Annotated in this window: 21 protein-coding genes and 1 tRNA gene; 5 read left to right on the forward strand and 17 right to left on the reverse strand. The window is 61.9% G+C overall.

The window, feature by feature from the left end; translation table 11 throughout:
* Positions 1-9: 9 nt before the first annotated feature.
* From C8C89_RS03625 to C8C89_RS03660, 9 genes are all read right to left on the reverse strand, one after another.
* Complete coding sequence (locus C8C89_RS03625) at positions 10-984, reverse strand: ABC transporter substrate-binding protein (RefSeq protein ID WP_071079903.1); 975 nt, start codon at positions 982-984, stop codon at positions 10-12.
* Between the two features lie 317 nt (positions 985-1,301).
* Entirely contained in the window at positions 1,302-1,424 is a 123-nt protein-coding gene (locus tag C8C89_RS27485; protein ID WP_257562752.1) for a hypothetical protein, read from the reverse strand.
* An 82-nt stretch (positions 1,425-1,506) separates the two neighbouring features.
* Positions 1,507-2,274, reverse strand: coding sequence for an SDR family oxidoreductase (locus tag C8C89_RS03630; protein WP_101483456.1), 768 nt, complete (start codon positions 2,272-2,274; stop codon positions 1,507-1,509).
* 77 nt (positions 2,275-2,351) lie between these two features.
* Positions 2,352-3,929 carry an aldehyde dehydrogenase (NADP(+)) gene (locus tag C8C89_RS03635; protein ID WP_133988912.1) on the reverse strand — a complete coding sequence of 526 codons (1,578 nt, stop codon included), beginning with the start codon at positions 3,927-3,929 and terminating at the stop codon, positions 2,352-2,354.
* Complete coding sequence (gene araD1 / locus C8C89_RS03640; protein ID WP_133988913.1) at positions 3,926-4,918, reverse strand: AraD1 family protein; 993 nt, start codon at positions 4,916-4,918, stop codon at positions 3,926-3,928. Before araD1 ends, C8C89_RS03635 begins: the two co-directional genes overlap by 4 nt.
* Before the next feature lie 12 nt (positions 4,919-4,930).
* Positions 4,931-6,673 (reverse strand): IlvD/Edd family dehydratase, encoded by a 1,743-nt coding sequence (locus C8C89_RS03645; protein WP_101483453.1) that lies wholly within the window; start codon positions 6,671-6,673, stop codon positions 4,931-4,933.
* A 227-nt stretch (positions 6,674-6,900) separates the two neighbouring features.
* Positions 6,901-7,971 (reverse strand): aldose epimerase family protein, encoded by a 1,071-nt coding sequence (locus tag C8C89_RS03650; RefSeq protein WP_133988914.1) that lies wholly within the window; start codon positions 7,969-7,971, stop codon positions 6,901-6,903.
* Positions 7,972-7,988: 17 nt separating this feature from the next.
* Positions 7,989-8,309 (reverse strand): family 43 glycosylhydrolase, encoded by a 321-nt coding sequence (locus tag C8C89_RS03655; RefSeq protein ID WP_133988915.1) that lies wholly within the window; start codon positions 8,307-8,309, stop codon positions 7,989-7,991.
* Between the two features lie 586 nt (positions 8,310-8,895).
* Positions 8,896-8,971, reverse strand: a tRNA-Arg gene (locus tag C8C89_RS03660).
* Positions 8,972-9,170: 199 nt separating this feature from the next.
* Here C8C89_RS03660 and C8C89_RS03665 point away from each other — a divergent pair.
* Positions 9,171-9,731 carry a c-type cytochrome gene (locus C8C89_RS03665; RefSeq protein ID WP_133988916.1) on the forward strand — a complete coding sequence of 187 codons (561 nt, stop codon included), beginning with the start codon at positions 9,171-9,173 and terminating at the stop codon, positions 9,729-9,731.
* Positions 9,732-9,868: 137 nt separating this feature from the next.
* Here C8C89_RS03665 and C8C89_RS03670 read toward each other — a convergent pair whose 3' ends face one another.
* From C8C89_RS03670 to C8C89_RS03680, 3 genes are all read right to left on the reverse strand, one after another.
* Positions 9,869-11,887, reverse strand: a complete 2,019-nt coding sequence (locus tag C8C89_RS03670) for a M13-type metalloendopeptidase (protein WP_243858242.1) — start codon at positions 11,885-11,887, stop codon at positions 9,869-9,871.
* 245 nt (positions 11,888-12,132) lie between these two features.
* The gene (locus tag C8C89_RS03675) at positions 12,133-14,226 is read right to left on the reverse strand and encodes a M13-type metalloendopeptidase (protein WP_133988918.1); all 2,094 of its coding nucleotides are present in this window, start codon (positions 14,224-14,226) and stop codon (positions 12,133-12,135) included.
* Between the two features lie 142 nt (positions 14,227-14,368).
* Complete coding sequence (locus tag C8C89_RS03680; protein WP_133988919.1) at positions 14,369-14,947, reverse strand: hypothetical protein; 579 nt, start codon at positions 14,945-14,947, stop codon at positions 14,369-14,371.
* A 324-nt stretch (positions 14,948-15,271) separates the two neighbouring features.
* Between C8C89_RS03680 and C8C89_RS03685 the strand changes: the two genes are divergently transcribed.
* From C8C89_RS03685 to ybaL, 3 genes are all read left to right on the forward strand, one after another.
* A complete protein-coding gene (locus C8C89_RS03685) occupies positions 15,272-16,714 on the forward strand; it encodes a S41 family peptidase (RefSeq protein ID WP_133988920.1) in 1,443 nt (480 codons plus the stop codon).
* Positions 16,715-16,925: 211 nt separating this feature from the next.
* Entirely contained in the window at positions 16,926-18,047 is a 1,122-nt protein-coding gene (locus C8C89_RS03690; protein WP_133988921.1) for a beta-ketoacyl-ACP synthase III, read from the forward strand.
* Positions 18,048-18,257: 210 nt separating this feature from the next.
* Positions 18,258-19,967 (forward strand): YbaL family putative K(+) efflux transporter, encoded by a 1,710-nt coding sequence (ybaL, locus tag C8C89_RS03695; RefSeq protein ID WP_133988922.1) that lies wholly within the window; start codon positions 18,258-18,260, stop codon positions 19,965-19,967.
* Between the two features lie 60 nt (positions 19,968-20,027).
* Here the strand turns inward: ybaL and C8C89_RS03700 are convergent, their stop codons facing one another.
* Complete coding sequence (locus tag C8C89_RS03700) at positions 20,028-22,073, reverse strand: NADPH-dependent 2,4-dienoyl-CoA reductase (RefSeq protein ID WP_133988923.1); 2,046 nt, start codon at positions 22,071-22,073, stop codon at positions 20,028-20,030.
* Positions 22,074-22,232: 159 nt separating this feature from the next.
* Between C8C89_RS03700 and C8C89_RS03705 the strand changes: the two genes are divergently transcribed.
* The gene (locus C8C89_RS03705; RefSeq protein ID WP_347876576.1) at positions 22,233-22,826 is read left to right on the forward strand and encodes an SRPBCC family protein; all 594 of its coding nucleotides are present in this window, start codon (positions 22,233-22,235) and stop codon (positions 22,824-22,826) included.
* A 1-nt stretch (position 22,827) separates the two neighbouring features.
* Here C8C89_RS03705 and C8C89_RS03710 read toward each other — a convergent pair whose 3' ends face one another.
* The 4 genes from C8C89_RS03710 to C8C89_RS03725 all read right to left on the reverse strand — a co-directional run bounded on the left by C8C89_RS03710 (position 22,828) and on the right by C8C89_RS03725 (position 25,405).
* A complete protein-coding gene (locus tag C8C89_RS03710) occupies positions 22,828-23,283 on the reverse strand; it encodes a hypothetical protein (RefSeq protein WP_099408108.1) in 456 nt (151 codons plus the stop codon).
* 44 nt (positions 23,284-23,327) lie between these two features.
* Positions 23,328-23,768, reverse strand: coding sequence for a DUF2721 domain-containing protein (locus C8C89_RS03715; RefSeq protein ID WP_101483434.1), 441 nt, complete (start codon positions 23,766-23,768; stop codon positions 23,328-23,330).
* A 112-nt stretch (positions 23,769-23,880) separates the two neighbouring features.
* On the reverse strand, positions 23,881-24,837 hold the full coding sequence (pip, locus tag C8C89_RS03720) for a prolyl aminopeptidase (RefSeq protein WP_133988924.1): 957 nt from the start codon (positions 24,835-24,837) through the stop codon (positions 23,881-23,883).
* Positions 24,838-24,922: 85 nt separating this feature from the next.
* Positions 24,923-25,405, reverse strand: a complete 483-nt coding sequence (locus tag C8C89_RS03725; RefSeq protein ID WP_010393611.1) for an Lrp/AsnC family transcriptional regulator — start codon at positions 25,403-25,405, stop codon at positions 24,923-24,925.
* Between the last annotated feature and the right edge of the window lies 1 nt (position 25,406).

Below are 25,406 nucleotides of genomic sequence, written 5' to 3' on the forward strand. Positions count from 1 at the left end.
GCGGCAAGCTTAGTACTTACGGTTCGGGAATTCCTTGGCGGCCACCTCGGCAGGGAACACGCCTTCCACCGTCGTGATGCGCGCTGGCACGGGTTTACCGGCCACCACATCGCGGGCGATGGACATCAGTTGCGGGCCCAGCAGCGGGCTGCATTCCACGGTGACATTCAGCTTGCCGGCGATCATGGCTTCGAATGCGCCTTTCACGCCATCGATGGAGATGATGATGATGTCCTTGCCCGGCTTCATGCCCGCTTCTTCGATGGCCTGGATGGCGCCGATGGCCATGTCGTCATTGTGCGCATACAGCACGTTGATCTTCTTGCCTTCGGCCTTCAGGAAAGCTTCCATCACTTCCTTGCCCTTGGCGCGCGTAAAGTCGCCCGTTTGCGAACGGATGATCTTCAGCTTGGGATTCTTGCCGATGACTTCCTGGAAGCCTTCCTTGCGGTCGATGGCCGGGGCGGAACCCACCGTACCCTGCAGTTCGACGATGTTCAAGGTGGCGTCCGGGGTTTTCTTGGCGTGCTCAAGCAGCCATTGTCCGGCGCGGCGGCCCTCTTCCACGAAGTCGGAACCGATGAAGGTCACGTACAGCGATTTGTCGGCCACATTGACGGCGCGGTCCGTCAGGATGACGGGAATCTTGGCGGCCTTGGCTTCGCGCAAGACCGTATCCCAGCCGGATTCAACGACAGGCGAGAAGGCGATCACGTCGACCTTTTGCGCGATGAAGGAGCGCAGGGCCTTGACCTGGTTTTCCTGCTTTTGCTGCGCGTCGGCAAATTTCAGGGTGACACCGTCTTTCTTGGCTGCATCCTTGATGGAGACGGTATTGGCGGTGCGCCACTCGCTCTCGGCGCCTACCTGCGAAAAGCCCATGACCAGGGGCTTGGCGGCGAAGGCGGACGAGGTAGCGAAGGTGGTGGCGGAAAAGGCCAGCAGCATGGCGCTGGCGAGGAGTGTGCGGCGTGTCAATGTCATTCTTGTCTCCAGTTTTTTTTGGAATACCATCACAGCCGGATGCCGGATGGGCGGTTTTTTTATGAAGCAATGGTAGGAGAAAGCAACATAGCCATCCAATCAATTCTTTTTCGCTTGCGATACCGATTTGCGTATCACCTGGCACACATCTCCTGCCTCCGTACCGTTTGGCGGCCGCTCATTGGCGGCTTTGATCGCGGTTCAAGCCGCGCGCATTGACTTGCGGCCAGCCATCCTTATCCCACGTCATGGGCAGGACCTTGCGTTTCTGCATGTAGTTGTCCGCCGTCACGCACGTGTGCAGCACGTCGATTGCGTCAGCCCTTGGTGTTTGGAATGGAAGAGTCGGGCACCACCCACATGCCTTCGCAGATACCCGTGCCCAAGTGTTCGGCGATGGTGACATTGACGGGCGCCGAGAAGGTGCTACCGGCGGCCATGGCCAGGCGCAGGGTCGAAGACAGTACGCTGGTACATCAGTACGATGACATCCGACCCTGCAGCAACGCCCTGGAAGTTTTCTCAGACCCAGCCGGCGTCGACGATGAACTCTTGACTGGAGCACATCGCTCCGTCATCGGAAGCGAGGAACAGCACCATGGCGGCGATGTCCTGTGGCATCAGCTTGCTTGGCAAGCATTGGCTTTTCTTGATTTCCACTTCCGCCGCCTCGTCGACCCACAGGTCGATCTGGCGCTGCGTCATGACCCAGCCGGGCGTGACCGTGTTGACGCGGATATTGTGGGCGCCATAATCGCGCGCCAGGCCCCGCGTCAGACCCACGACAGCCGCCTTGGTGGTGGCATACACGGGATAGCCGCCCGACTTCATGTGCCAGGAAATCGAGCTGACATTGATGATGGAACCGCCGCCCTTGCGTTTCATGCCCTCGAAGACAGCCTGGCAAGTAAAGAACATGGGACGTTGATTGATCGCAATGCGCTCGTTCCAGTATTCCAGGGTCACGTCCTGCGCCTGGTGGCGCTGGTCGTTGGCCGCATTGTTGACGAGGATATCGAAGTCGCCCAATTGCTCGGCCAGTTCCGCCATGACGGCTTGCAAGGAGGCAATATCCGTAATGTCGCAATGACGGAACAAGGGCGCCATCATGCCCGCTTCGGCCAGGCGGCGGCACAGGGCCTCGCTCGCTTCCACTGCGATATCGACAAACGCCACCAGCGCGCCCTGGGCGGCAAACTCGGCCACCAGAGATTCGCCGATGCCGCTGCCACCACCCGTGATGAACACGCGCTTGCCCTGCAAGCTGCCATATTTCGCCAATTGCTTCATCTTGTCTCCACCTGTTTATTTTTTATGTACAACGTGCAACAGCAGCGAACCGCAATCGCATGCGGCGCGCCGTGTTGTTACTCCTTGCCCAGCACGCCATCCTTGCGGCGCCATATCCCCAGCCGATTATCATCGCGCAGCGCTTCCGGCAGCAAGTCCTGCGGCAGGTTCTGGTACGACACGGGGCGCAGGAAGCGGTTGATGGCCGCCGTGCCCACGGACGTGCTGCGGCCGTCCGAGGTGGCGGGGAACGGGCCGCCGTGCACCATGGCCGTCGACACTTCCACGCCCGTCGGGAAACCGTTGGCCAGGATGCGGCCCACGCGGCGTTCCAGCACGGGCAGCAAACGGCGCGCGTCTTCCAGGTCGCCCGCCTCCATTTGCAGGGTGGCCGTCAGCTGGCCTTCCAGGCTTTCCGTAATCGCCAGCAATTGTTCCATGTCGCGGCAAGCCACCAGCAGGGAGGCCGGGCCGAAGACTTCGTCGCGCAAGTCATGCCTGGCCAAAAACGCCTCGCCCGAAGTGACGAACAGGGCGGCGGCACCCTTGCCTTCCTCGCCCACATTTTGCACCAGCGATGTCACGTCGGCGTGCTGCGCCAGCGCGGCCACGCCCTTGGCATAGCTGCTGGCGATGCCGGCCGTCAACATGGTGGCGGCCGGGGCCGGCGCCAGCGCTTCGGCGGCGGCAGCGGCAAAGGCCGTAAAGTCAGCGCCGGCCAGGCCCAGCACCAGGCCGGGATTGGTGCAGAACTGGCCCACGCCCATCGTCAGCGAGGCGGCAAAGCCGCTGGCAATGGCCGCACCACGGGCAGCCAAGGCTTGCGGCAGCACAAACACGGGGTTGATGCTGCTCATTTCAGCATAGACAGGTATCGGTTGCGCACGTTCGGCCGCCACCTTCATCAGGGCGATGCCGCCCGAACGCGATCCCGTAAAACCCACGGCCTGGATGGCCGGATGGGCCACCAGCGCCTGGCCGATACCGTTGCCCGTGCCCGTCAGCAAGGCGAACACGCCGGCCGGCAGCTGGCAAACGGCAATCGCCTTGACGATGGCGCGCGCCACCAGCTCCGACGTGCCCGGATGCGCCGAGTGGGCCTTCAGCACGACGGGGCAACCAGCCGCCAGGGCCGAGGCCGTATCGCCGCCCGCGACCGAGAAGGCCAGCGGGAAATTGCTCGCTGCAAACACGGCGACGGGACCCAGGCCTATCATGCGCAGGCGCAAGTCTGGACGCGGCGGCACGCGCTCGGGCAAGGCCGAATCGATGCGCGCATCGGTCCACGAGCCTTCGCGCAGCAAGCCGGCAAACAATTTCAATTGACCCACCGTGCGGCCGCGTTCGCCTTCCAGGCGCGCGCGCGGCAAGCCGCTTTCCGTCATGGCGCGCACGATCAGCTCGTCGCCCAGTTCGAGGATTTGCGCGGCGATGGTGTCCAGGAAATCGGCACGCTGCGCATCCGTGGTGGCGCGGAAAGGGTCGAACGCCGCTTGCGCCAGACGGCAAGCCTCGTCGATTTGCGCTACGTCCACCATGTGGAAGGCGGGCGCGATGTGTGCGCGCGCGGCCGGGTCCCACGCTTCGAAGGAGCCGCCATTGCCCTTGACGGCGACGCCGCCGATCAATGCATCACCGGTGATATTGAAACTCATAATGTGCTCACTTTCGCAAATTCGGTTGGGAAGACGTCGAGGCGGTTGCGCAGGGCGGGGCCAAAGGCAGGCGCTTCGATTTCAAAGGTTTCGCCCGGCGCCACGCTCACGCCATCGGCAAAGCTCAAGGTAGCCGTGCCGAAGAAGTGCACGTGCACGTCGCCAGGGCGCTTGAACAGCGGATACTTGAAATGATGGTGTTCCAGGTTGGCAATCGTGTGCGACATATTGTCTTCGCCGCTGACAAAGGCCTTTTCCCAGCGCACATTGCCGGCCGTGTCCAACACGCGCGAGGCGCCGGCGATGTGCGCGGGCAATTCGCCCACCAGCAGGGCCGGACCCACGCTGCACATGCGCAGCTTCGAGTGGGCCAGGTACAGATAATTCTGGCGTTCCGTGACGTGGTCCGAGAATTCATTGCCGATGGCATAGCCAACGCGGTAGGGCTGGCCGTCGTCGCCAATCACGTACAGGCCGGCGATTTCCGGCTCTTCGCCGCCATCGAGGGCGAAATCCGGCATGCGCAGCGACTGGCCGCTGGCGCGCACGATGGAACCGTCGCCTTTATAGAACCACTCGGGCTGGGCGCCGGCCGTGCCGGCTTCAGGCTTGCCGCCTTCCACGCCCAGGCGGAACATTTTCATCGAATCGCTGAGCGACTCCGCGTCGCCGCCTATCTTCTTGTGCATGGCGTCGCGCGCACCGGCGCTACCCAAATGGGTCAGGCCCGTACCCGTCACATAGCAGTGCGCTTCATCGGCGTGGTCCAGCGGCGGCAGCACACGTCCGGCAGCGGCCACGTCAGCATAGGAATGCATGCTGTTGCCGACGCTGGCGTTGACCAGTTCCGCCAGACTGACCTTTTTGCGGATGGCGTCTTGCGCCAGCGCATACGTCGTGTTGTAGCCTTCGATGACGCGGATCTGGTCGTCTTGCAGCAGGCCGACGAGACGCCCGCGATGTTCATTCGTAAATTGCAGCAACAGCATGGGATTCTCCGCTTAGTGTGAGTGGCGCGGCACGGCTGAACCGCGATTGCCGACCAGGAAGTCGAAATCGCAGCCTTCGTCGGCCTGCAACACGTGTTCGATGTACAGCTGCTGGTAGCCGCTCTTCGGCCCGGGCGCGCTGCCCAGCTCGCGCTTCGCCAGGCGCTCGGCGATTTCCGCGTCGCTGATGTCGATATTCAGGCTGCCGGCGTGGCAATCGAGGGCGATCATGTCGCCATCCCTGACGATGCCCAGCGGGCCGCCCGCCATGGCTTCCGGCGCCACGTGCAAGACGACCGTGCCGTAGGCCGTACCGCTCATGCGCGCGTCCGAGATGCGCACCATGTCGGTGATGCCTTGCGCCAGCAGCTTCGGCGGCAAGCCCATGTTGCCCACTTCGGCCATGCCGGGGTAGCCTTTCGGGCCGCAATTTTTCATGACCAGCACGGAGTCGGCATCGACATCGAGGTCCGGATCAAGAATGCGCGATTTGTAATGTTCGAAATCCTCGAAGACGACGGCCTTGCCCCGGTGCTGCATCAAATGCGGCGAGGCGGCCGACGGTTTCAGGACGGCGCCGCGAGGCGCCAGATTGCCGCGCAGCACGCAAATGCCGCCATCGGCCAGCAGCGGGTTGTCCAAGGTGCGCACCACTTCATCGTTGTAGATCGGTGCTTCGACGCAATTGTCCCAGATCGACTTGCCGTTCACGGTCAAGGCATTCTTGTGCGGCAGCAAATCGCCTTCGCCCAGGCGGCGTATCACGGCGGGCAAGCCGCCTGCATAGTAAAACTCTTCCATCAGGAAACGGCCCGACGGCAGCAAGTCGACGATGGTCGGCGTGCCACGGCCCACACGGGTCCAGTCTTCCAGCTCCAGGGGCACGCCGATGCGTCCGGCAATCGCCTTCAGGTGGATCACGGCATTGGTCGAGCCACCGATGGCGGCGTTGACCTTGATGGCGTTTTCAAACGCTGCACGCGTCAGCACTTTCGACAGGCGCAGGTCTTCGTGCACCATTTCGACGATGCGGATGCCCGACATGTGCGCCAGCACGTAGCGGCGCGAGTCGACGGCGGGAATGGCCGCGTTGTGCGGCAGGGACGTGCCTAGTGCTTCGGCCATGCTGGCCATGGTCGAGGCCGTGCCCATGGTGTTGCAGGTACCGGCCGAGCGCGACATGCCGGACTCGGCCGACATGAACTGGTGCAGGGTGATGGAACCGGCCTTCATCTGCTCGTGCAACTGCCACACGGCCGTGCCGGAGCCGATGTCCTTGCCGTTGAGCTTGCCGTTCAGCATGGGGCCGCCGCTGACGACGATGGTGGGAATGTCGACACTGGCCGCGCCCATCAACAGCGCAGGCGTGGTCTTGTCGCAGCCCACCAGCAGCACGACGGCGTCCATCGGGTTGCCTCGGATCGATTCTTCCACGTCCATCGAGGCCAGGTTGCGCGTCAGCATGGCTGTCGGACGCAGATTCGACTCGCCATTCGAGAAGACAGGGAATTCCACGGGGAAACCGCCCGCTTCCAGGATGCCGCGCTTGACGTGTTCTGCCAGCTGGCGGAAATGCGCGTTGCAGGGGGTCAGTTCGGACCAGGTATTGCAGATGCCGATGATGGGCTTGCCATGGAATTCGTGGTCAGGTATGCCCTGGTTTTTCATCCAGCTGCGGTACATGAAGCCATTCTTGTCCTGCGAGCCAAACCACTCGGCCGAGCGCAGGGCAACCTTCTTTTTTGTCTCAGACATGCCATTCTCCTGGTTGTGCCGTGCCGGATCTAAGGTCGTCGGCCCGGGCAGCGATGTTGGAATACTAAAGAATCCAGCCATGCCTTTCCAATCAATTTTTAATGCGTTCCGATATCGAAAACGGTATCGGCATGTCCCAATGAAAACGCCCTGCGGGCGCGTGGCGGCAGGGCGTGGAAGGTATTTGGGGTCTGACCCGCCGGGTCAGACCCCGGGAGCTGCGACGATTATTCTGCAGAAAAGCGGTACACGGTTTGCGTCCGATACACCTGATCCGGGCGCAAAATGGTGCTGGGGAAGTGGGGCTGGTTCGGCGCATCCGGGAAATGCTGGGTTTCCAGGCACAGCGCGCCGCGGTAGCGAATGGGGCCCTGCTTGCCGTGCTGGCTGCCGTCGAGGAAATTGCCGGAATAAAACTGGATGCCAGGCTCCTGCGTGTACACCTGCATCACGCGCCCCGACACGGGATCGCGCACGCTGGCGGCCAGGTTCAGCCCTTGATCTGCCTGTTGATTGAGCACAAAGTTATGGTCGTAGCCACGGCCGATGCGGATCTGCTCATGCGGCAAATCGATGCGGCCGCCGATGACGGTGCTCTGGCGCAAGTCGAACGGCGTGCCGGACACGTCCGCCAGTTCGCCCGTGGGGATGGACCCGGCATCGACGGGCAGGTAGCGGTCCGCGTTGATCGTCAGCGCGTGGCCGAGGATAGTGCCCTGCCCCGCCAGGTTGAAATAGCTATGGTTGGTCAGGTTGACGGGCGTGGCCTGGTCCGTCACGGCGTGGTAACGCAGGCTCAGCGCGTTGTCGTTGTCCAGTTCGTACACGACGGTGACGTCGAGCTTGCCCGGATAGCCATCCTCGCCGTGCGGGCTGCTGCGCGTCAACGTCACGCCGACCGCCTCATCCCTGGTGAACGGCTCAGCCTGCCACATGACCTGGTGAAAGCCCTGGTTGCCACCATGCAAGTGATTCGGCGCGTTGTTGACGGCCAACTGGTAATCCATTCCATCGAGATGGAAACGTCCTGCCGCGATGCGGTTGCCGAAGCGCCCGATGACGGCGCCCAGGAAAGCGCTGTTGGCCAGGTAGGGCTCGATACGCTCGAAACCCAGCACCACGTCGGCAAAGTTGCCGTCGCGGTCGGGCACGTGGATTTCGCTGATGATGGCGCCAAAGTCGAGCACTTTGACTTGCATGCCGCGGCGGTTCGTCAGGGTAAAGACGGTTACCTGCTGGCCGTCGGGCAGGATGCCGAACGGCGCTTGCGTCACAGAAACAGAATTAACTGGGGTCATGGCGTAGGGTCCAGGTTTTACAGGGTCGATGAGCGGCCAAACACGGGCATGCCTTGCGCATCCCGGCGCCGCGGTTTGACAAACGTGTGGCGAACCGGATTCCACAGCGGGTCGCCGACGATGTCCGGGTAGGTGCGGGCATGGTACACCAGCAATACGTCGCCGCCGGCCTTGGTGCAGCTGTTGTGGCCGGGGCCATAGTTGCCGTGCTCGTAGCAGGTAGCAAACACGGGCTCGGGCGACGTGCTCCACGAAAACGGGTCGAGCAAGTCGGCGGACTCCTTGGCCCAGAAGCTGCGGAATTCCGGCGGATCGCATACATACGGCGCTGGAACAATTTATCTTTGATTTCGCGGCTCGGTGCGTCGGCCAGGCCGGCGATGCTGTCGGCGCGGCGCACCCCGCTGACGGTCACGACTGACACTTCCGCCGCAGGCTCGCCACTGGCGTCCGCCACCACCGCGTCCTGCGCCCATGCCGAAGCCGTGCTCAGCAGGCCGATACCGGCCGATGCCACAACGGCGGCCTTCAAGTTGAATGGACGATGAGGAGAAGTGGCCGCGAGCGGGCCGATGGTGTTGCGTATCATGAATCTCCAGAGACTGTATTGATATTGTCATGCTGCTTGCATGTCGTTCGCATGCTCGGCATTGATCTTAGGGGCTGGACGATAATCCCTCCAATCAATTTTTCCACAGTTTCGATATCAATTTTGATATCGGCGTCGGGCGGATACTGGAGCTTGCAAAGCGATAACGGCAAGTACGTCAGGGGCGTTTTCGGGTAAGCGACGCACAAAGAGTGGCATCCCTGGCAAGCAGCGATAGACCTTGTCAGGCTTGCGGAAGTAATAGTGGGAGTGGGGATGCGGCATGCAGCCAGCATGGCAATGCTGACTGGATAAAACGGGAGTCTTGATTTGTCTGGTGCGGCTGGCGGGGATCGAACCCACGACCCTTGGCTTCGGAGGCCAATACTCTATCCACTGAGCTACAGCCGCGTAGGGGGAATTTCTGAAGTGATGCGAAGGATACCGTTTTTCTTTACCTACGTCTACGGAAACTGTCGTATCGCTGGCAATTGCATGTCACTGCTCAATTTTTGTGCCTATAATTGTGGGTTTCATAAAGGTTTACATACAAGCATGTAAAAATGCTACCTTACACGGCCATCAGTTTCAAATCTGGACTAAGGACATCATGAGCGACGCACATAACGAACAACAATCAGCGATCAAAACGCCTAAACAACTGCTTGCCGCCGTAGCTGGCTTCTTCCTCATCACCGTCATTGGCATCATCCTGCTGGTGCAGTTCGTCACGGCGCAAAAACTGACGGGTGCGGGGACGGACAGCCAGTCGCCGGAAGCCATTGCCGAACGCTTGAGCCCCGTGGCCAACGCCGGCTTTACCTTCAAGGATGCCAGCGGTCCGAAGGTGCTGCAAGGCGGCGAAGCCGTCTACACAGCCACCTGCGTGGCGTGCCATGGCGCCGGCGTGGCCGGTGCACCGAAGTTTGGCGACGCGGGCAGCTGGTCGGCCCGTCTGGCCCAGGGCTACGATACGGTCCTGAAGCACGCCATCGTAGGCTTGCGCGCGATGCCGGCCAAGGGCGGCAATCCCGACCTCGACGATGTAGAAGTGGCGCGCGCCGTGGTCTACATGGCCAACGCTTCGGGCGGCAAATTCAAGGAACCGGAAGTGCCGGCACCGGCCGCTGCCGCTGACGGCGCTGCTCCTGCAGCCGAGCCTGCCAAATAATTCAGCCAGCGCGCTGGACCAGGAACCGCCCGGATGGGCGGTTTTTTTTCGCCCGCAGTTTGTGCCAGATCACCCGATGTAAAAAAGCCGCCCGGCTTGCGCGGGGCGGCTGGCAACTTATGCCTGGGACAACCGTCTTACCACATGATGACGCGGTCTTTCGGTGGCAGATACATCTTGTCGCCCGGTTTCACGTCGAAGGCTTGATAGAAGCCGGGCTGGTTGCGCATGGTACCGTTGGCGCGGAACTGGCCTGGCGAGTGCGGGTCCGTTTTCAGCAAGACCAGTTGCTGCGCTTCGCGCATCTTCATGCGCCAGACCTGGGCAAAGCCCGCATAGAAGCGCTGCTCGCCCGTGAAACCGTCGATGACAGGGGCTTTCTTGCCATTCAGCGACAATTTATACGCTTTGTAGGCAATCGCCACGCCGGAATTGTCGGCGATGTTCTCGCCCAGGGTCAGTTCGCCGTTGACGAAGTGGCCCTTGACGGGGCTGAAACTGTTGTACTGCGCCACCAGCTGCTTGGTTTTCTTGGCGAAGTTTTTATGGTCGGCCTTGGTCCACCAGTCGCGCAGGTTGCCGTCGCCATCGTACTGGGCGCCCTGGTCATCGAAGCCGTGGCTGATTTCATGACCGATCACGCCGCCGATGGCGCCATAGTTGACGGCATCGTCCGCATTGGCGTCGAAGAACGGCGCTTGCAGGATGGCGGCAGGGAAGACGATTTCGTTCAGTTCCGGGTTGTAATAAGCATTCACGGTTTGCGGCGTCATGCCCCACTCGTCGCGGTCGATAGGCTGGCCCAGCTTGTTCAATTCGCGGTTGTAGTTAAGCAAGTGCGAACGCTGGATGTTGCCGATCAAATCGTCCGGCGTCACCGTCAGGCCCGAGTAATCGCGCCATTTGTTCGGATAGCCGATCTTGGTGGTGAACTTGGCCAGCTTGATCTGCGCCTGTTTCTTGGTAACAGGGCTCATCCAGTCGAGCTTGTCGATGCTTTGCTTGTAGGCCGTCATCAGGTTTTTCACCAGCGCTTCCATGCGCACCTTGCGCTCGGCCGGGAAATATTGCTCGACGTACAGCTGGCCCACGGCTTCGCCCAGCGCGCCTTCGACGGCGCCCACGCCGCGTTTCCAGCGCGGACGCATTTCCGTCACGCCCGTCAGGGTGGTGCCATAAAACGCGAAGTTTTCATCGACATACGCTTTCGGAAGGTAGCCGGCGTTGGCGTGCAGCAAGTGCCACTGGAAATACGCTTTCCATGTGTCCAGCGGCGTCTTGTTGGCGATCTCGGCAAAGCCTTTCAGGTAGCTGGGCTGGCTGACGATCACATAATTGACCTTGCCGGCAATGCCCGTGTCCTTCAGGTAGCGGGCCCAGTCGTAGCCTGGCGCCAGGGCGGCCAGTTTCGCCAACTCCACCTTGTTGTAGGTCTTGACGGGATCGCGGTTCTGCACATTGCTCCATTGCGCCTTTGCCAGTTCCGTTTCCAGCGCGAGGATAGCCTTGGCGTTGGCAGCAGCATTCGCATCGCCGGCCAGGCTGAGCATTTTTTCCACGTGGGCCAGGTACTTGGCGCGCGTATCGGCCTTGCCTTCTTCCAGGTAGTAATCGCGGTCAGGCAAGCCCAGGCCGCTTTGCACGATGTCGGCCACGTATTTGGTGGAATCCTTGGCGTCCTGGTGGATGCCGAAGTCGTAAGGCGAGGTCACGCCCAGCTTGCTGAAATGAGCGATGACGGCAGGCAACTCCGCCTTGTCCTGCAGCGCGGCGATCTTCGCCAGCTCCGCGTTCAAGGGGGTCAGGCCCAGGCTTTCCAGCTTGGCTTCATCCATGAAGCTGGTATAAAAATCACCGATTTTCTGGGCATTCGAGCCGGCCGCGCGGGCCTTGTCGGCGCTCGCACCTTCGACGATGCCGCGCAGCTGGGTTTGCGTATCGTCGGCCAGCTTGGCAAAGCTGCCCCAGCTCGACTTATCGGCAGGAATGACAGTTTCCGCCAGCCATTTACCATTCAGGTGCTGGAACAGGTCGTCCTGCGCGCGCACGGCAGGGTCGACGTATTCGATGGCGATACCGGACGTCAGCGCCGCAGCGGCGACGGCCGTGGCGGGAGCGACAGCGGCTTTCTTGGCAGAATCAGCGGCGCCAGCCATGCCGGACACGCCAGCCAGCAAACTCAGGGTCAATGCACTTAACAAATAACGATTCACGGTTGTCCTCTATATTGTATTGTGTAAAATATAAGGGTCAGAAGGCCCAAGGCTTCTGGCCCGGTTTTTGACTGTAGCATACCGGCCGAAACGACAGAAAGAACTTTGTCCGGAATACAAAAAAGACCACGCGAGGTGGTCCTTTCTGTTGTTACAGTAGTACGTTTTTCACGACGACGCGTACGCGATTACCAGATGATCACGCGGTTTTCCGGGGCGACATACATCTTGTCGCCCGGTTTCACGCCAAACGCTTCATAGAAGCCAGGCTGGTTAACCATGGTGCCGTTCGCACGGTACTGGCCCGGCGAATGCGGGTCGGTCTTGATTTGCACGATCTGCTGCGCTTCGCGCATCTTGCTGCGCCATACCTGGCCAAAGCCCATGTAGAAGCGCTGGTCGCCCGTCAAGCCATCAAGCACAGGCGCCGGCTTGCCACCCAGCGAAATCTTGTACGCCTTGTACGCGATGGCCACGCCCGAGTTGTCGGCGATGTTCTCGCCCAGGGTCAGCGCGCCGTTGACGTTGTAGCCAGGCAATGGGCTGTAGCCATCGTACTGCTTGGTCAGCGCGTCGGCCTTGGCCGCAAAGTTCTTGCGGTCGGCCGGGGTCCACCAGTCGCGCAGGTTGCCGTCGCCATCGGACTGGCTGCCCTTGTCGTCGAAGCCGTGGCTGATTTCATGGCCGATAACAGCGCCAATGGCGCCATAGTTGACGGCGTCGTCCGCGTTGGCGTCAAAGAATGGCGGCTGCAGGATGGAGGCGGGGAAGACGATCTCATTCATCGTCGAGCTGTAATAGGCGTTCACCGTTTGCGGCGTCATGCCCCACTCTTCACGGTCGATCGGTTTGCCCAGCTTGGCCACCTGGCGCGCCGAAGCGAAATTGGCCGCGCGCATGATGTTGCCCACCAAGTCGCCCTGGACGATTTGCAGCTTCGTGTAATCGCGCCATTTGTTCGGATAGGCAATCTTCGGCGTGAACTTGGCCAGCTTGGCTTGCGCTTCCTTCTTGGTTTCCGGGCTCATCCAGTCCAGCGTATCGATGCTGTCCTTGTAGGCGGCCAGCACGTTTTTCACCAGTTCCTGCATGTGCGCCTTGCGCTCAGCCGGGAAATATTGCGCCACGTACAGTTTGCCGACGGCTTCGCCCAGCACGCCTTCGACGGCGCCCACGCCACGCTTCCAGCGCGGCTGGTTTTCCGTCACGCCGCTCAGTACCGTGCCGTAGAAAGCAAAGCTCTCGTCGACGAAGTTTTTCGACAGGTAGCTGGCATAGCTGCGCAGCAACTGCCATTCAAAGTAGGCTTTCAGGGTGTCCAGGTCGGTGGCAGCGAGCACCTTGTTGTAGCCGGCCAGGTAGCTCGGCTGGTTGACGATGACGTAATCGACCTTGTTGGCGATGCCCAGGGCTGCCAGGCTGGACTTCAGGTCGTAGCCGGGGGTCAGGTCGTTCAGCTTGTTAATGTCGGTCTTGTTGTAGCGTTTGACGGGGTCGCGGTTCTCGACTTTGGTCCATTGCACTTCGGCCAGCGATGTTTCCAGGGCAACTACGGCCTTGGCGCGGGCGGCGGCGTTCTTGTCGCCGGCCATGGCCAGCATTTTTTCTACGTGCGCCTGGTATTTTTCCTTCACGCCAGCCTGCTTGGCTTCCAGGTAGTAATCGCGGTCAGGCATGCCCAGGCCGCTTTGGCTGACATAGGCGGCGTATTTCGTCGAGGCACGCGCATCCTGGCCCACGTACACGGCGTACGGGGTGGGCACGCCCGTCTGGCTCAGGTGGGCGATCAGGGCAGGCACGCCCTTCTTGTCGCGCAGCGAGCGGATACGGTTCAGTTCACCGGCAAGCGGCTTCGTGCCCAGCGCATCGAGGCGGGCTTCATCCATGTAGCTGGCGTACAGGTCGCCAATTTTCTGCGCTTCGGAACCGGCCTTCTTGTGCTTGTCCTGTTGCGTGGACTCGATGATGCCGCGCAACTGTGGCGTGGTGTCATCGCGCAACTTGGCGAACGAACCCCAGCTCGACTTGTCGGCAGGAATCTCGGCCGTGGCCAGCCACTTGCCATTCAAGTGGGTGAAGAAATCGTCCTGCACGCGCACGGCAGGGTCGATGTACTGCACATCGATGCCGGAAACGACGCCAGCGGCGGCAGGCGCGGAAGGTGCGACACTGGGCGCCACGGTCGGTGCCGACATGGAGGATGCGGCGGATACCGGTTCGGCGGCATGGGCAAACGCAGCCAACAGGGTCAGGGTCAGACTGCTCAAGAGATAGCGATTCACGGATTGTCCTTATGGGGCATGTCAAAAAGACCGGGCAGATAGCTGCGGGCGGATAGCCCGCCGCGCCAGGCGCTACGGGAATGTAGCACGCGACCATGCCATTTGGCCATCCTTTGCCCCTGGACTACCCCTGGATTGCCCCTCAGTTAGCGGGTATCGTCATGCCGGCGCCCCCATTGCCCATGCTCACGCCTCCCATGCCACCCTTGCCCCCCTTGCGCCCGCCGTGTTCGCCAACGGGCGCACCGCGCGATTCACTGTGAGGTACGGCGGCGTCCATCACGCGCGCCATCTGCCCGGCGATGAACTGGGCCACCATCTGGCGCTGCTGCTCGTCCAGGGCATCGTTGACGCTGAGCCACCACTCGCGCACCTGCTTTTCTTCGGCCAGGCTCAGCGCGCTTTCATTGTCCAGGCCGGCGAGCAGGTCGCGCAACTCCAGCCGGGGCGCCTGCAAGCCCTGCGTCACCGCCGCTTGCAGGCGTTCGCGGCGCGCCTTGCGTTCGCGCAGGAGTTGACGGGTTTTTCCTTCCACCTGCTGCCACAAGGTGCTTTGATTCGCATTGAGTTTCAATTCCGTCCTGAAATCGGGGGCCATCGGCAGCAAGTCTTCCAGGCGCATCTCGGCGATCGGCACGGCCGAGGCGGCCAAGGCGGTGCTGCCCAGCAGGAAGGCCAGGCTGAGGCGGCGCAAGGTGCGGGAAAAGGTCGGCGATGTCATGGGGGCTCCGGATAAAAAAAAGCCTGCGTCCGCAGACGCAGGCAAAACCACTTCGGGTCGAGAATGCGAATCCACTATAGGGCCGCCGCACACGCTTTTTTTCGACTCTTACAAATGCTTACTCCCCTCAAGAGTAACTATACATCGCATACAAAACCGCAACATATGGCAAGCTGAAAGTCCCGTTTTCGCGCGTAGACTGCGGCCAGGTACGCTTTTTCCACGACCGGCCCACGCCGGCAGAGATTCAGGTCTATACTTTCAACAAAGCGCCGCTCCACGGGGACTGGCGCTTGTGCAAGACACGCTAGCTGCAAAGGTGCAATGATGGGCAAACTCAAAAATACCGGCTTGATCGGCCTGGGCGTGGTGGCCGGCGTCGCCGTGTCGCTGCAATTTTCGGCCATGGCGCAAAAGAACGTCGAGCCGCCCCTGCCGCTGGAAGAGCTGCGCCAGCTGGCTGATGTGTTTGGCCTGATCAAGTCCGATTACGTCGAGCCGGTGGAAGACAAAAAACTGCTGGAGGACGCCATTTCCGGCATGGTTGCCTCGCTCGACCCCCATTCCGCCTACCTGGACAAGAAAGCCTACGCCGAGCTGCGCGAAGGCTCCGAAGGCAAGTTTGTCGGCCTGGGTATTGAAATTGGCATGAATGAAGACGGCTACATCAAGATCGTCTCGCCCATCGAGGATTCGCCCGCCTACCGTGCCGGCATCAAGGCCGGTGACCTGATCACCCGCCTCGATGGCCAGCCCGTCAAAGGCGTCAGCCTGGACGACAGCGTCAAGCGCATGCGCGGTGAACCGGGCACCAAGGTGTCGCTGACCATTGCCCGCAAGGATGAACCCCAGCCGCTGGCCTTCACCATCACGCGCGAGGAAATCCATCAAAAGAGCGTGAAGGCGAAGATGGTCGAGCCGGGCTACGCCTGGCTGCGCGTGTCGCAGTTCCAGGAACCGACCGTCGACGACATGGCCGCGCAGATCACGGCCCTGTATCAGCAAGACCCTAACCTCAAGGGCATGGTGCTCGACCTGCGCAACGATCCCGGCGGCGTGCTGCAAGGCGCCATCGGCGTCTCGGCCGCCTTCCTGCCGAAGGACTCGGCCATTGTCTCGACCAACGGCCAGTTACCGGATTCGAAACAGGTGTTCTACGGCCGCGCCGAATACTATTCCTTCCGCTCGGAAGGCGATGCGCTGGCGAAATTGCCGGCTGCTATCAAGAAGGTGCCGCTGGTGGTGCTGGTCAACACAGGCTCGGCCTCGGCGTCGGAAATCGTCGCCGGCGCCCTGCAGGATTACAAGCGCGCCACCATCATCGGCACGCAAACCTTCGGCAAGGGTTCCGTGCAAACCATACGCCAGTTGACCGCCGACACGGCCGTCAAGCTGACGACGGCCCGCTACTACACGCCGAATGGCCGCTCGATCCAGGCCAAGGGCATCGTACCCGACCTGCTGGTCGATGAAAATGCGGATGGCGACGGCTTGAACGGCTTGCGCATCCGCGAAGCGGACCTGACCAAGCACCTGAGCAACGACCGCGACCAGGAAAGTACCAAGGCCGCGCCCGTCAACGACGAGATGGAAGAGCAATTGCGCATCATCGCCCTGGAAAAAACCCGCAAGCCGCTGGAATTTGGCAGCAAGGACGATTTCCAGCTGCACCAGGCGCTGAATCACCTGAAAGGCTTGCCTGTCCAGCTGGCCAAGGCCGAACCGGTGGTGGTGCAGGCTGACGTCAAGAAAGAACAGAAAAAGTAGGCAGTTTGGGGTCAGACCCGTCGGGACTCGGCGCCCCCGTCTGCCCCCATCACACGCAATACCCCCTGCCACCGTCCACGCGACAAAAATCAATCTTCCGCCACACTTTCCCCTCCCCCGCAACACGAAACTCTCTACGGTCGAGTCTGTTTGTGTAAAATTTGCTTCACTTATCGGCAGCGCGTCGATTGCCAAATTTGAAAGTTTAACCATGAAACAAGTCGTCATCAGCGGTACCGGACTGTATACGCCGCCATTTTCGATCTCCAACGAAGAGCTGGTCACCTGCTTCAATGCCTACGCAGAAAAATTCAATGCCGATCACGCCGACGCGATCGCCGCAGGCGAGGTGACGGCGCTGGACCTGTCGAGCGTGGCCTTCATCGAAAAGGCGTCCGGCATCAAGTCGCGCTTCGTGATGGAAAAAGAAGGCATCCTCGATCCGACGCGCATGGTCTCGCGCATTGCGGAACGGGGCGATGACGAACTGTCCTTGCAGGCCGAGATGGCCGTCGCTGCCGCGCGTGACGCCTTGGCGCGCGCCGGCCGCACGGCGGCCGATATCGACATGGTGCTGGTGGCGTGCAGCAACATGCAGCGCGCCTACCCGGCCATGGCCGTGGAAGTGCAGGATGCGCTCGGCATCGATGGTTATGGTTTTGACATGAACGTGGCGTGTTCGTCCGCCACCTTCGGCATCCAGCAAGCCGTGGCCGCCGTGCAAAGCGGCCAGGCGCGCGCCGTGCTGGTCTTGAATCCCGAAATCACCAGCGGCCACCTGAACTGGCGCGACCGCGACAGCCACTTCATTTTCGGCGACGCCTGCACCGCCATCATCGTCGAAGCCAAGGACACGGCCGTGTCGCAGCACCAGTTCGAGATCATCGGCACGGAACTCAAAACGCGCTTCTCGAATGCCATCCGCAACAATTTCGGCTTCCTCAACCGTTTTGACGAATCCGGCGTGGGCAAGGCCGACAAATTGTTCCGCCAGCAAGGCCGCAAGGTCTTCAAGGAAGTGTGTCCGATGGCCGCCGAGATGATCAAGGCGACCCTGGCCAAGGCCGGCGTGGAAGTGGCGCAAGTGAGCCGCTACTGGCTGCACCAGGCCAACCTGAACATGAATCTGCTGATCGCGCGCCTGATCCTCGGCCGCGACGCCGAGGCCAACGAAGCGCCCGTGATCCTCGACACCTACGCCAACACCTCGTCGGCCGGTTCGATCATTGCCTTCCATAAATATCAAGATGACATGGCGGCAGGCGGCCTGGGCGTCATCTGTTCGTTCGGCGCCGGCTATTCCATCGGCTGCGTGGTCGTACGCAAGGTGTAAGCGTTAGCCGCGAGATGCGCCTGATTGCCTCAATTAGGCGCAGATCGCAGTGGATGGCATGCGTTCGCAGGCACCTGGACGAAGATATAGCGTAAATTTTTTGTAAAAAAAGCGGCAGGAAAATTCCAGCCGCAGCTTTGTTGCGTTTATACTCAATCGCTGAATCCCCTCTTTTTCCATCCGCACGTCACCATAAGGAACCCACCACGCATGCCCCATGACATCAGTCTGATCACCACCATCGCCGCCGCCCTCGGGTTCGGCCTCATCTTCGGCTTCATCGCCGCCCGCCTGAAACTGCCGGCATTGGTCGGCTATCTGGCCGCCGGCATCATCATCGGACCGGCCACGCCCGGTTTTGTGGCAGATGCGGAAATAGCGGGGCAATTGGCGGAGATCGGGGTGATGCTGATGATGTTTGGCGTCGGCCTGCACTTTTCCATCGAAGATTTGTGGGACGTGCGCAAGATTGCGCTGCCCGGCGCCATCCTGCAGATTGGCGTCGCCACGGCGATGGGCATGGGCCTGGCCCACTGGTGGGGCTGGACTCTCGGTGGCGGACTGATCTTTGGCCTGGCGCTGTCCGTGGCCAGTACCGTGGTGCTGCTGCGCGCGCTGGAAGAACGGGGCATCCTCGACTCGCTCAACGGCCGCATCGCCGTCGGCTGGCTGGTGGTGGAAGATCTCGTCACTGTACTGGTGCTGGTGCTGCTGCCGGCGTTCGCCGGTGTGCTGGGCGGCAAAGTCGCGCCGGATGCCGAGGCCGTCAGCCTGTGGCAAACCCTGGCCGTGACGCTGGGGCAAGTGGCCGGTTTCATCGTCTTCATGCTGGTCGTCGGCCGCAAGCTGTTCCCATGGATTTTATGGCAAGTGGCGCGCACCGGTTCGCGTGAACTGTTTACCCTGTGCGTGATCGCCGCCGCCGTGGGCATCGCCTACGCTTCGACCAAGCTGTTTGGCGTGTCGTTCGCGCTGGGCGCCTTCTTCGCCGGCATGGTGCTGCGCGAATCAGAACTCAGCCACCGCGCTGCGGAAGAATCCTTGCCGCTGCGCGACGCCTTCGCCGTGCTGTTCTTCGTTTCCGTCGGCATGCTGTTCGAGCCGAATATTCTCATCGACAAGCCGCTGCAAGTGCTGGCCGTGTGCGCCATCATTATCTTCGGCAAGTCGATCGCCGCGTTTTTGCTGGTGATGGCCCTGCGCTATCCGCCGAAAACAGCCATCATCGTCTCGGCCAGCCTGGCGCAGATCGGCGAATTCTCGTTCATTCTGGCCGCCCTGGGCCTCTCCTTGGGCCTGATGCCGCAGGAAGGACAAAGCCTGATACTGGCCGGTGCCATCCTCTCCATTGCCCTCAACCCGCTCGTGTTCAGCATGGCCAAGCCGCTGCTGCGCGTGATCGGCAACAGCGATTTCGCGCGCAAGTTCGAACGCACGACCGACCCGCTGGCCGAGCTGCCGATGACGGTGCCGCACGAAAAGCTGTCGGGCCAGATCGTCCTGGTCGGCTACGGCCGCGTAGGCCGGCGCATCGCCGCCGCCCTGATGGAGCGGGGTATCCACTTCGTCGTGGCCGAGGAAAACCGGGAAATCGTCGACCAGTTGCGCAAGCAGGGCATTCCGGCCGTGGCCGGCAATGCGGGCGAACCGGCCGTGCTGATCCAGGCGCACATCACGCACGCCACCATGCTCGTCATCGCCACGCCGGACACCTTCCACGTGCGCGCCATGATCGAGACGGCGCGCGCGCTGAACCCCTCCATCATGACGGTGGTGCGCACGCACAGCGAGGAAGAGGCGGAATTGCTGCGCGCAGAAAACGCGGGCAAAGTCTTCATTGGCGAGCAAGAACTGGCGAATGGCATGGCCGAGCACGTGCTGCAGAGTTTTGAGGCGGTGAAAAAGGGGCATGGCCATTAATAATGGCACGTGCAGCGACATCCGGGGTCAGACCCGCCGGGTCTGACCCCAGCCCTCAATTTACAAACTCGCGGCCAGCTCCGCACCTTCCCGTATCGCCCGCTTGGCGTCGAGTTCCGCCGCCAGCGCGGCGCCGCCGATTTTATGGAAACGCGGGCCGCCCGCATGCAGGGGCTTGCCATCCTTGTCGACGGGCGGCATGAGTTCCGTCAAGCTGTCCTGGCCCGCGCAGATGACCACGTTGTCCACCGCCAGCAAGCGCTGCTCGCCGCCCACGGTGATGTGCAAGCCTTGCCCATCGATCTTGTCGTAGGTCACGCCCGCCAGCATGGCGACGCCGTTTCTCGCCAGCGCCGCACGGTGCACCCAGCCCGACGTCTTGCCCAGGCCCGCGCCCACCTTCGACGTCTTGCGCTGCAACAGGAAAATCTGCCGCACGGGCGCAGAGGCCACGGGCGCCACCAATCCGCCGCCGGTGGCCGCGTTCAGGTCCACGCCCCACTCCCCCGCCCAGGCCGATACGGGTTGCGGAAGCGGGTGCGCCGGGTCGTGCAGCAGGTATTCCCCCACGTCAAAACCGATGCCGCCCGCGCCGATGATGGCCACGCGCGCGCCGACAGGTTTCTTGGCTTGCAGCACGTCCAGATACGACAGCACTTTCGGGTGCTCGATGCCGGGAATGGCCGGCAGACGCACCTTGATGCCGGTGGCGACAATGACGTCGTCATAGCCGCCGGCCAGCAATTGCTCGCGCGTGACGCGCTGGCCCAGGCGCAGCTTGATGTTCGACAAGGCGATGCGGCGGGAAAAATAGCGGATGGTTTCCGTAAACTCTTCCTTGCCCGGTATCTGCATGGCCACCTTGAACTGGCCGCCCAAGCTGTCGCTGCTGTCGAACAGGGTCACGTCGTGCCCGCATTCGGCAGCCACGGTGGCGGCCGACAGGCCAGCGGGGCCGGCGCCAACGACGGCCACCTTGCGCGGCACGGCCTTTTTCGCGTACACGAGTTCCGTTTCATGGCAGGCGCGCGGGTTGACGAGGCAACTGGCACGCTTGTTGGCGAACGTGTGGTCGAGACAGGCCTGGTTGCAGCCGATGCAGGTGTTGATCTCGTCGGCGCGGCCGGAAGCGGCCTTGGCGACAAAGTCAGGGTCGGCGAGGAAGGGGCGCGCCATCGACACCAGGTCGCAGTCGCCCCGCTCCAGGATGGCATTCGCTTCGTGCGGCATGTTGATGCGGTTCGATGCCACCACGGGAATGCTGACTTCGCGGCGCAGCCGACCCGCCACGGAGGCAAAGGCGGCGCGCGGCACCGAGGTGACGATGGTGGGGACCCTCGCCTCATGCCAGCCGAAGCCCGTATTGAGTATCGTCACGCCGGCCTGCTCCAGCGCCCTGGCCACCGTCACCACGTCGTCCCAGGTATTGCCGCCCTCGACCAGGTCGAGCAGGGAGTGGCGGTACATGATGATGAAGTTGGGACCGACGGCGGCGCGGATACGGCGCACGATTTCCACGGGCAGGCGCATGCGGTTATCGATCGTGCCGCCCCAGCGGTCCTGGCGCAGATTCGTGCGTGCGCACAGGAACTGGTTCAATAAGTATCCTTCGCTGCCCATCACTTCGATGCCGTCGTAGCCCGCCTTTTGTGCCAGGCGCGCGCAACGTACGTAGTCGCAGATCGTGCGCTCGATGCCCCGCTCGCTCAAGGGACGGGGGCGGAATGGCGAAATCGGCGATTTTTTCGCCGACGCCGAAACGACGAACGGTTGATAACCATAGCGGCCCGCATGCAGAATCTGCATGACGATTTTGCCGCCCTCCTCGTGCACGGCGCGCGTCACCTTGCGGTGGTTCGGTACGTCGCCGAGAAAATTGAGGGTGCCACCAAACGGCAGCAGCCAGCCCTGGCGGTTCGGCGAGATGCCGCCCGTGACGATCAGCCCCACGCCACCGCGCGCCCGCTCGCGGTAAAACGCGGCCAGCTTGCCATAATGATAAAACCGGTCTTCCAGGCCCGTGTGCATGGACCCCATGATGACGCGGTTGCGCAAGGTGGTGAAGCCCAGGTCGAGCGGGGCCAGCAAATGGGGATAGGCAGTCATGGTCGGTCCGATAGAAGATGGTATGCAGGCCGTACGGTAACAAGCATTGCTGGCCGCCGCAGCGTATTTCTCTAGACCGGGAGTTCTAAATCGCCCGGCGCGCCCGCCGGCGATGGGTACAGCTTGTGCAGGGCGCAAGTTTCCCGTAGGCTAGGTAGCATGACACGACTCTTCCTCTGCCTGCTGATGCTGTGTACCGTTGCCACCCCGGCTGCAGCACAAGCGCAGATGCAGGCGCCACGTCTGGACAAGCTGAAGGTCGACGTCAAGCGCATCGAGGTCGACGGGCAGCGCATGTATGAAGTCGATGCCAGCGGCAGCGTGCAGGCGCCGCTGGCGTCCGTCTGGAAGACCCTGACCACCTACGAGCGCATGAATGAATTCGTGCCCGACCTCAGCTCCTGCCGCGTGCTGTCGCGCAACGGCAATGAAGTCATCATCGAGCAGCAGGGCATGGCGCGCTTCCTGTTCATGAACCACGCCATCCACCTGGTGGTGCGGGCCACGGAAACGCCGTTCACGGCCATCGATATCGCCCTCATTTCGGGCGACATGCGGCATTACGAATCGCGCTGGAATTTGTATTCCATCCCCGAGACGGGCGGCACGCGCATCGTCTTTTCCAGCCGGCTGATGCCGGGCTTCTATGTGCCCGGCATGCTGGGCACGACCATGATACGCGGCGATATCGAGCGCATGATGGCGGCCGTGCTCACCCGCATCGACAGCCAGTACGCCGATAAATCCGGATAAATCAGGCTAAATAGGTATCGCGGTCGCGGATTTCCGCAAAATTTTCCAGGCTGCCCAGTTTCACCGTGACGGGATTCAGGCTGGCCTGCGGCTGCATCGAGCGCCAGGCGAACAGCCATTCCTGCTCGGGCGCTTCGGCGCGCGTCTTGGTGAAGGCGGCGCCCAGGGCCGCACGCTGGCCATACTCGACGAGGCCGTCGATGCCGGCCCAGCTGGGCAAAGTACGCTGCACGGCGCGGTGCAGGCGTTCGCCGAATTCTTCCGTATTGTGGATGATCAAACAGGCATCGGCCGGGGCGAACAGGTCGAACAGTTGCTTGTCCCATACTTGCGAAAAGCTGAGGGTCAAACAATTGCCCGCTGGCATCAGGCGGAACTGGCCCAGGCTCAGTGCCAGCTCAAGTTCGCTGCGCTGGCCGTAGCGGTGCAGGGTGGGGGGACGTTTGTAATCGTGCATGCTGGACTCGTTCTTCAATAGTAGGGTAAAACCGGCGCGGCCGCTTAACGGGGCGGACGGATATGGCGCCGGATGCGCTGGGCCCTGGCGGCCAGGTAAATTTCGCGCAGTAAATAGATAAAACAGCCGATCAGGCAAATCACGGCCAGCACAAAGAAGGCCGCGATGTATTTGTCCAGGGTCAGGTTCAAAATGTCGCCCAAAAACAGCATGGCGATGATGACGCAGACGAAAAAACCGCACGCCGTGCTGAGCGAAATCGAGTAATTGATCAGATGGGTACGCTGATACAAGGTATCTAGCTCATCCATATAAAAATCGTTGTAACCGATGTCGAGCCGGTCTTCCAGCACGCGCGTGCGGTCGATGATGCGGCCCAGGCGGTTGGTCAGCACCACCAGCATGGTGCCGATACCGGTCAGCAGGAAAACCGGCGCAATCGCCAGCTGGATGATATGGCCGATGTCGCCGATCTGTATGTTCATGGATAAAAAGTCGTGGGTTCACACCGGCGCCCGACCCTGGCGCCAGCACAGGCCGTAGTGTAGCAGGTGGCGCACGCCGGCTGGCAGCTTTGCCAACCGGCATGTTTAAATGTCATGCGAAGCCGCGCCCCGGGACGAAGCGTTCGGTGGCGCGCACCAGCGCCGAAGCGATGCCGTGCTCCAGCGCGCCATGGCCCGCGTCCGGTATCATCTCCAGCTGTGCGCCAGGCCATGCCTGCTGCAGGCGGTAGGCTGACAGGGGCGGGCAGATGGCGTCGTAGCGTCCCTGCACGATGACGGCCGGCAAATGCGCGATGCGCCCCATGTTGCGAATCAGCTGGTCCTCCTCGAAGAAACCAAGATTGGCCATGTAATGCGATTCAAGCCGGCCCACGCCCAGGTCCAGCGCATCGTTCGGCGCATCTTCCGGCTGCGGCATCAGGTAGACGCGGCGGCCCTCGAAGCGGCTCCAGGCGCGTGCGGCCGGCCAGTACACGGCGGGATCGCTGCTGAGGATGCGTTTCACGTAGGCCGCCAGCAAGTCGCCCTGCTCCTCTGGCGGAATGGGCGCGGCAAATTCCGCGTACAGTTCCGGATAAAACCAGCGCACGCCTTCGATGAACCAGTCGATCTCCGCCTGCGTGCACAGGAAAATGCCACGCAGCACGAAACCGAGGCAAGCCTCCGGATGCGCCTGGCCATACGCCAGCGCCAGGGTCGAACCCCAGGAACCGCCAAACACCAGCCATTGAGCGATGCCGAACTGGGCGCGCAGTACTTCGATATCCTCGATCAGCAGTTGCGTCGTGTTGTTGCGCCATTCGCCCAGCGGCGTGGACTTGCCCGCGCCGCGCTGGTCGAACAGGATTACGCGGTAGCGCTGCGGATCGAAGAAACGGCGGTGCTGCGGCGACAGGCCCGCGCCGGGACCGCCATGCAGGAACAGCACGGGAATGCCGTCGGGATTGCCGCACTCTTCCCAATAAATGGTGTGCAGGTCATCGACCGCCAGCATGCCGTGCCGGTTCGGCGTCAGGACGGGAAACAGGGGCGACAGGGAATCAGGCATGGCGGTCCTCGCAGAAGGTCTGGAAGCCAGGCAGCGGATGCCTGGCAAAGACCCAATTATAGTGCCATAGTGCGCCCCCGGCGCCTCAGGCCAGCGGCAAGGGAAGGCGGTTCGACGACTTGATTTCGCGCATCGACAGGCTGGACTGGATTTCCGCCACGCCGGGCAGGCGGCGCAGCACGGTCGAGACGAATTCGCCATACGCTTCCAGGTCGCGCGCCACCACTTGCAGGAAATAATCGGCTTCGCCCGCCACATTGTGGCACGACAATATCTCGGGTATCGTCGCGATGGCTTGCTCAAACTGCGAGGGTTGCTCGCCGCCATGGTTGGCAAACACGACGCGCACGAACGCGACCAGGCCGATCCCCAACTTCTTGCGGTTGAGCAAAGCCTGGTAGCCGGTGATAAAGCCTTCCTCTTCCAGGCGGCGCAAGCGGCGCCAGACGGGGGTTTCACTGAGCTTCAAGCGCTCGGCCAGGCGCGCATTCGACAGCCGTCCTTCATCCTGCAACAGCCTGAGTATCTGCAAATCGGTGGCGTCGAGGCTAACTTCTGAAATTTTCATC

Origin of the sequence: Janthinobacterium sp. 75 (genome assembly GCF_004365495.1) — a bacterium.
Classification (GTDB): domain Bacteria; phylum Pseudomonadota; class Gammaproteobacteria; order Burkholderiales; family Burkholderiaceae_D; genus Janthinobacterium.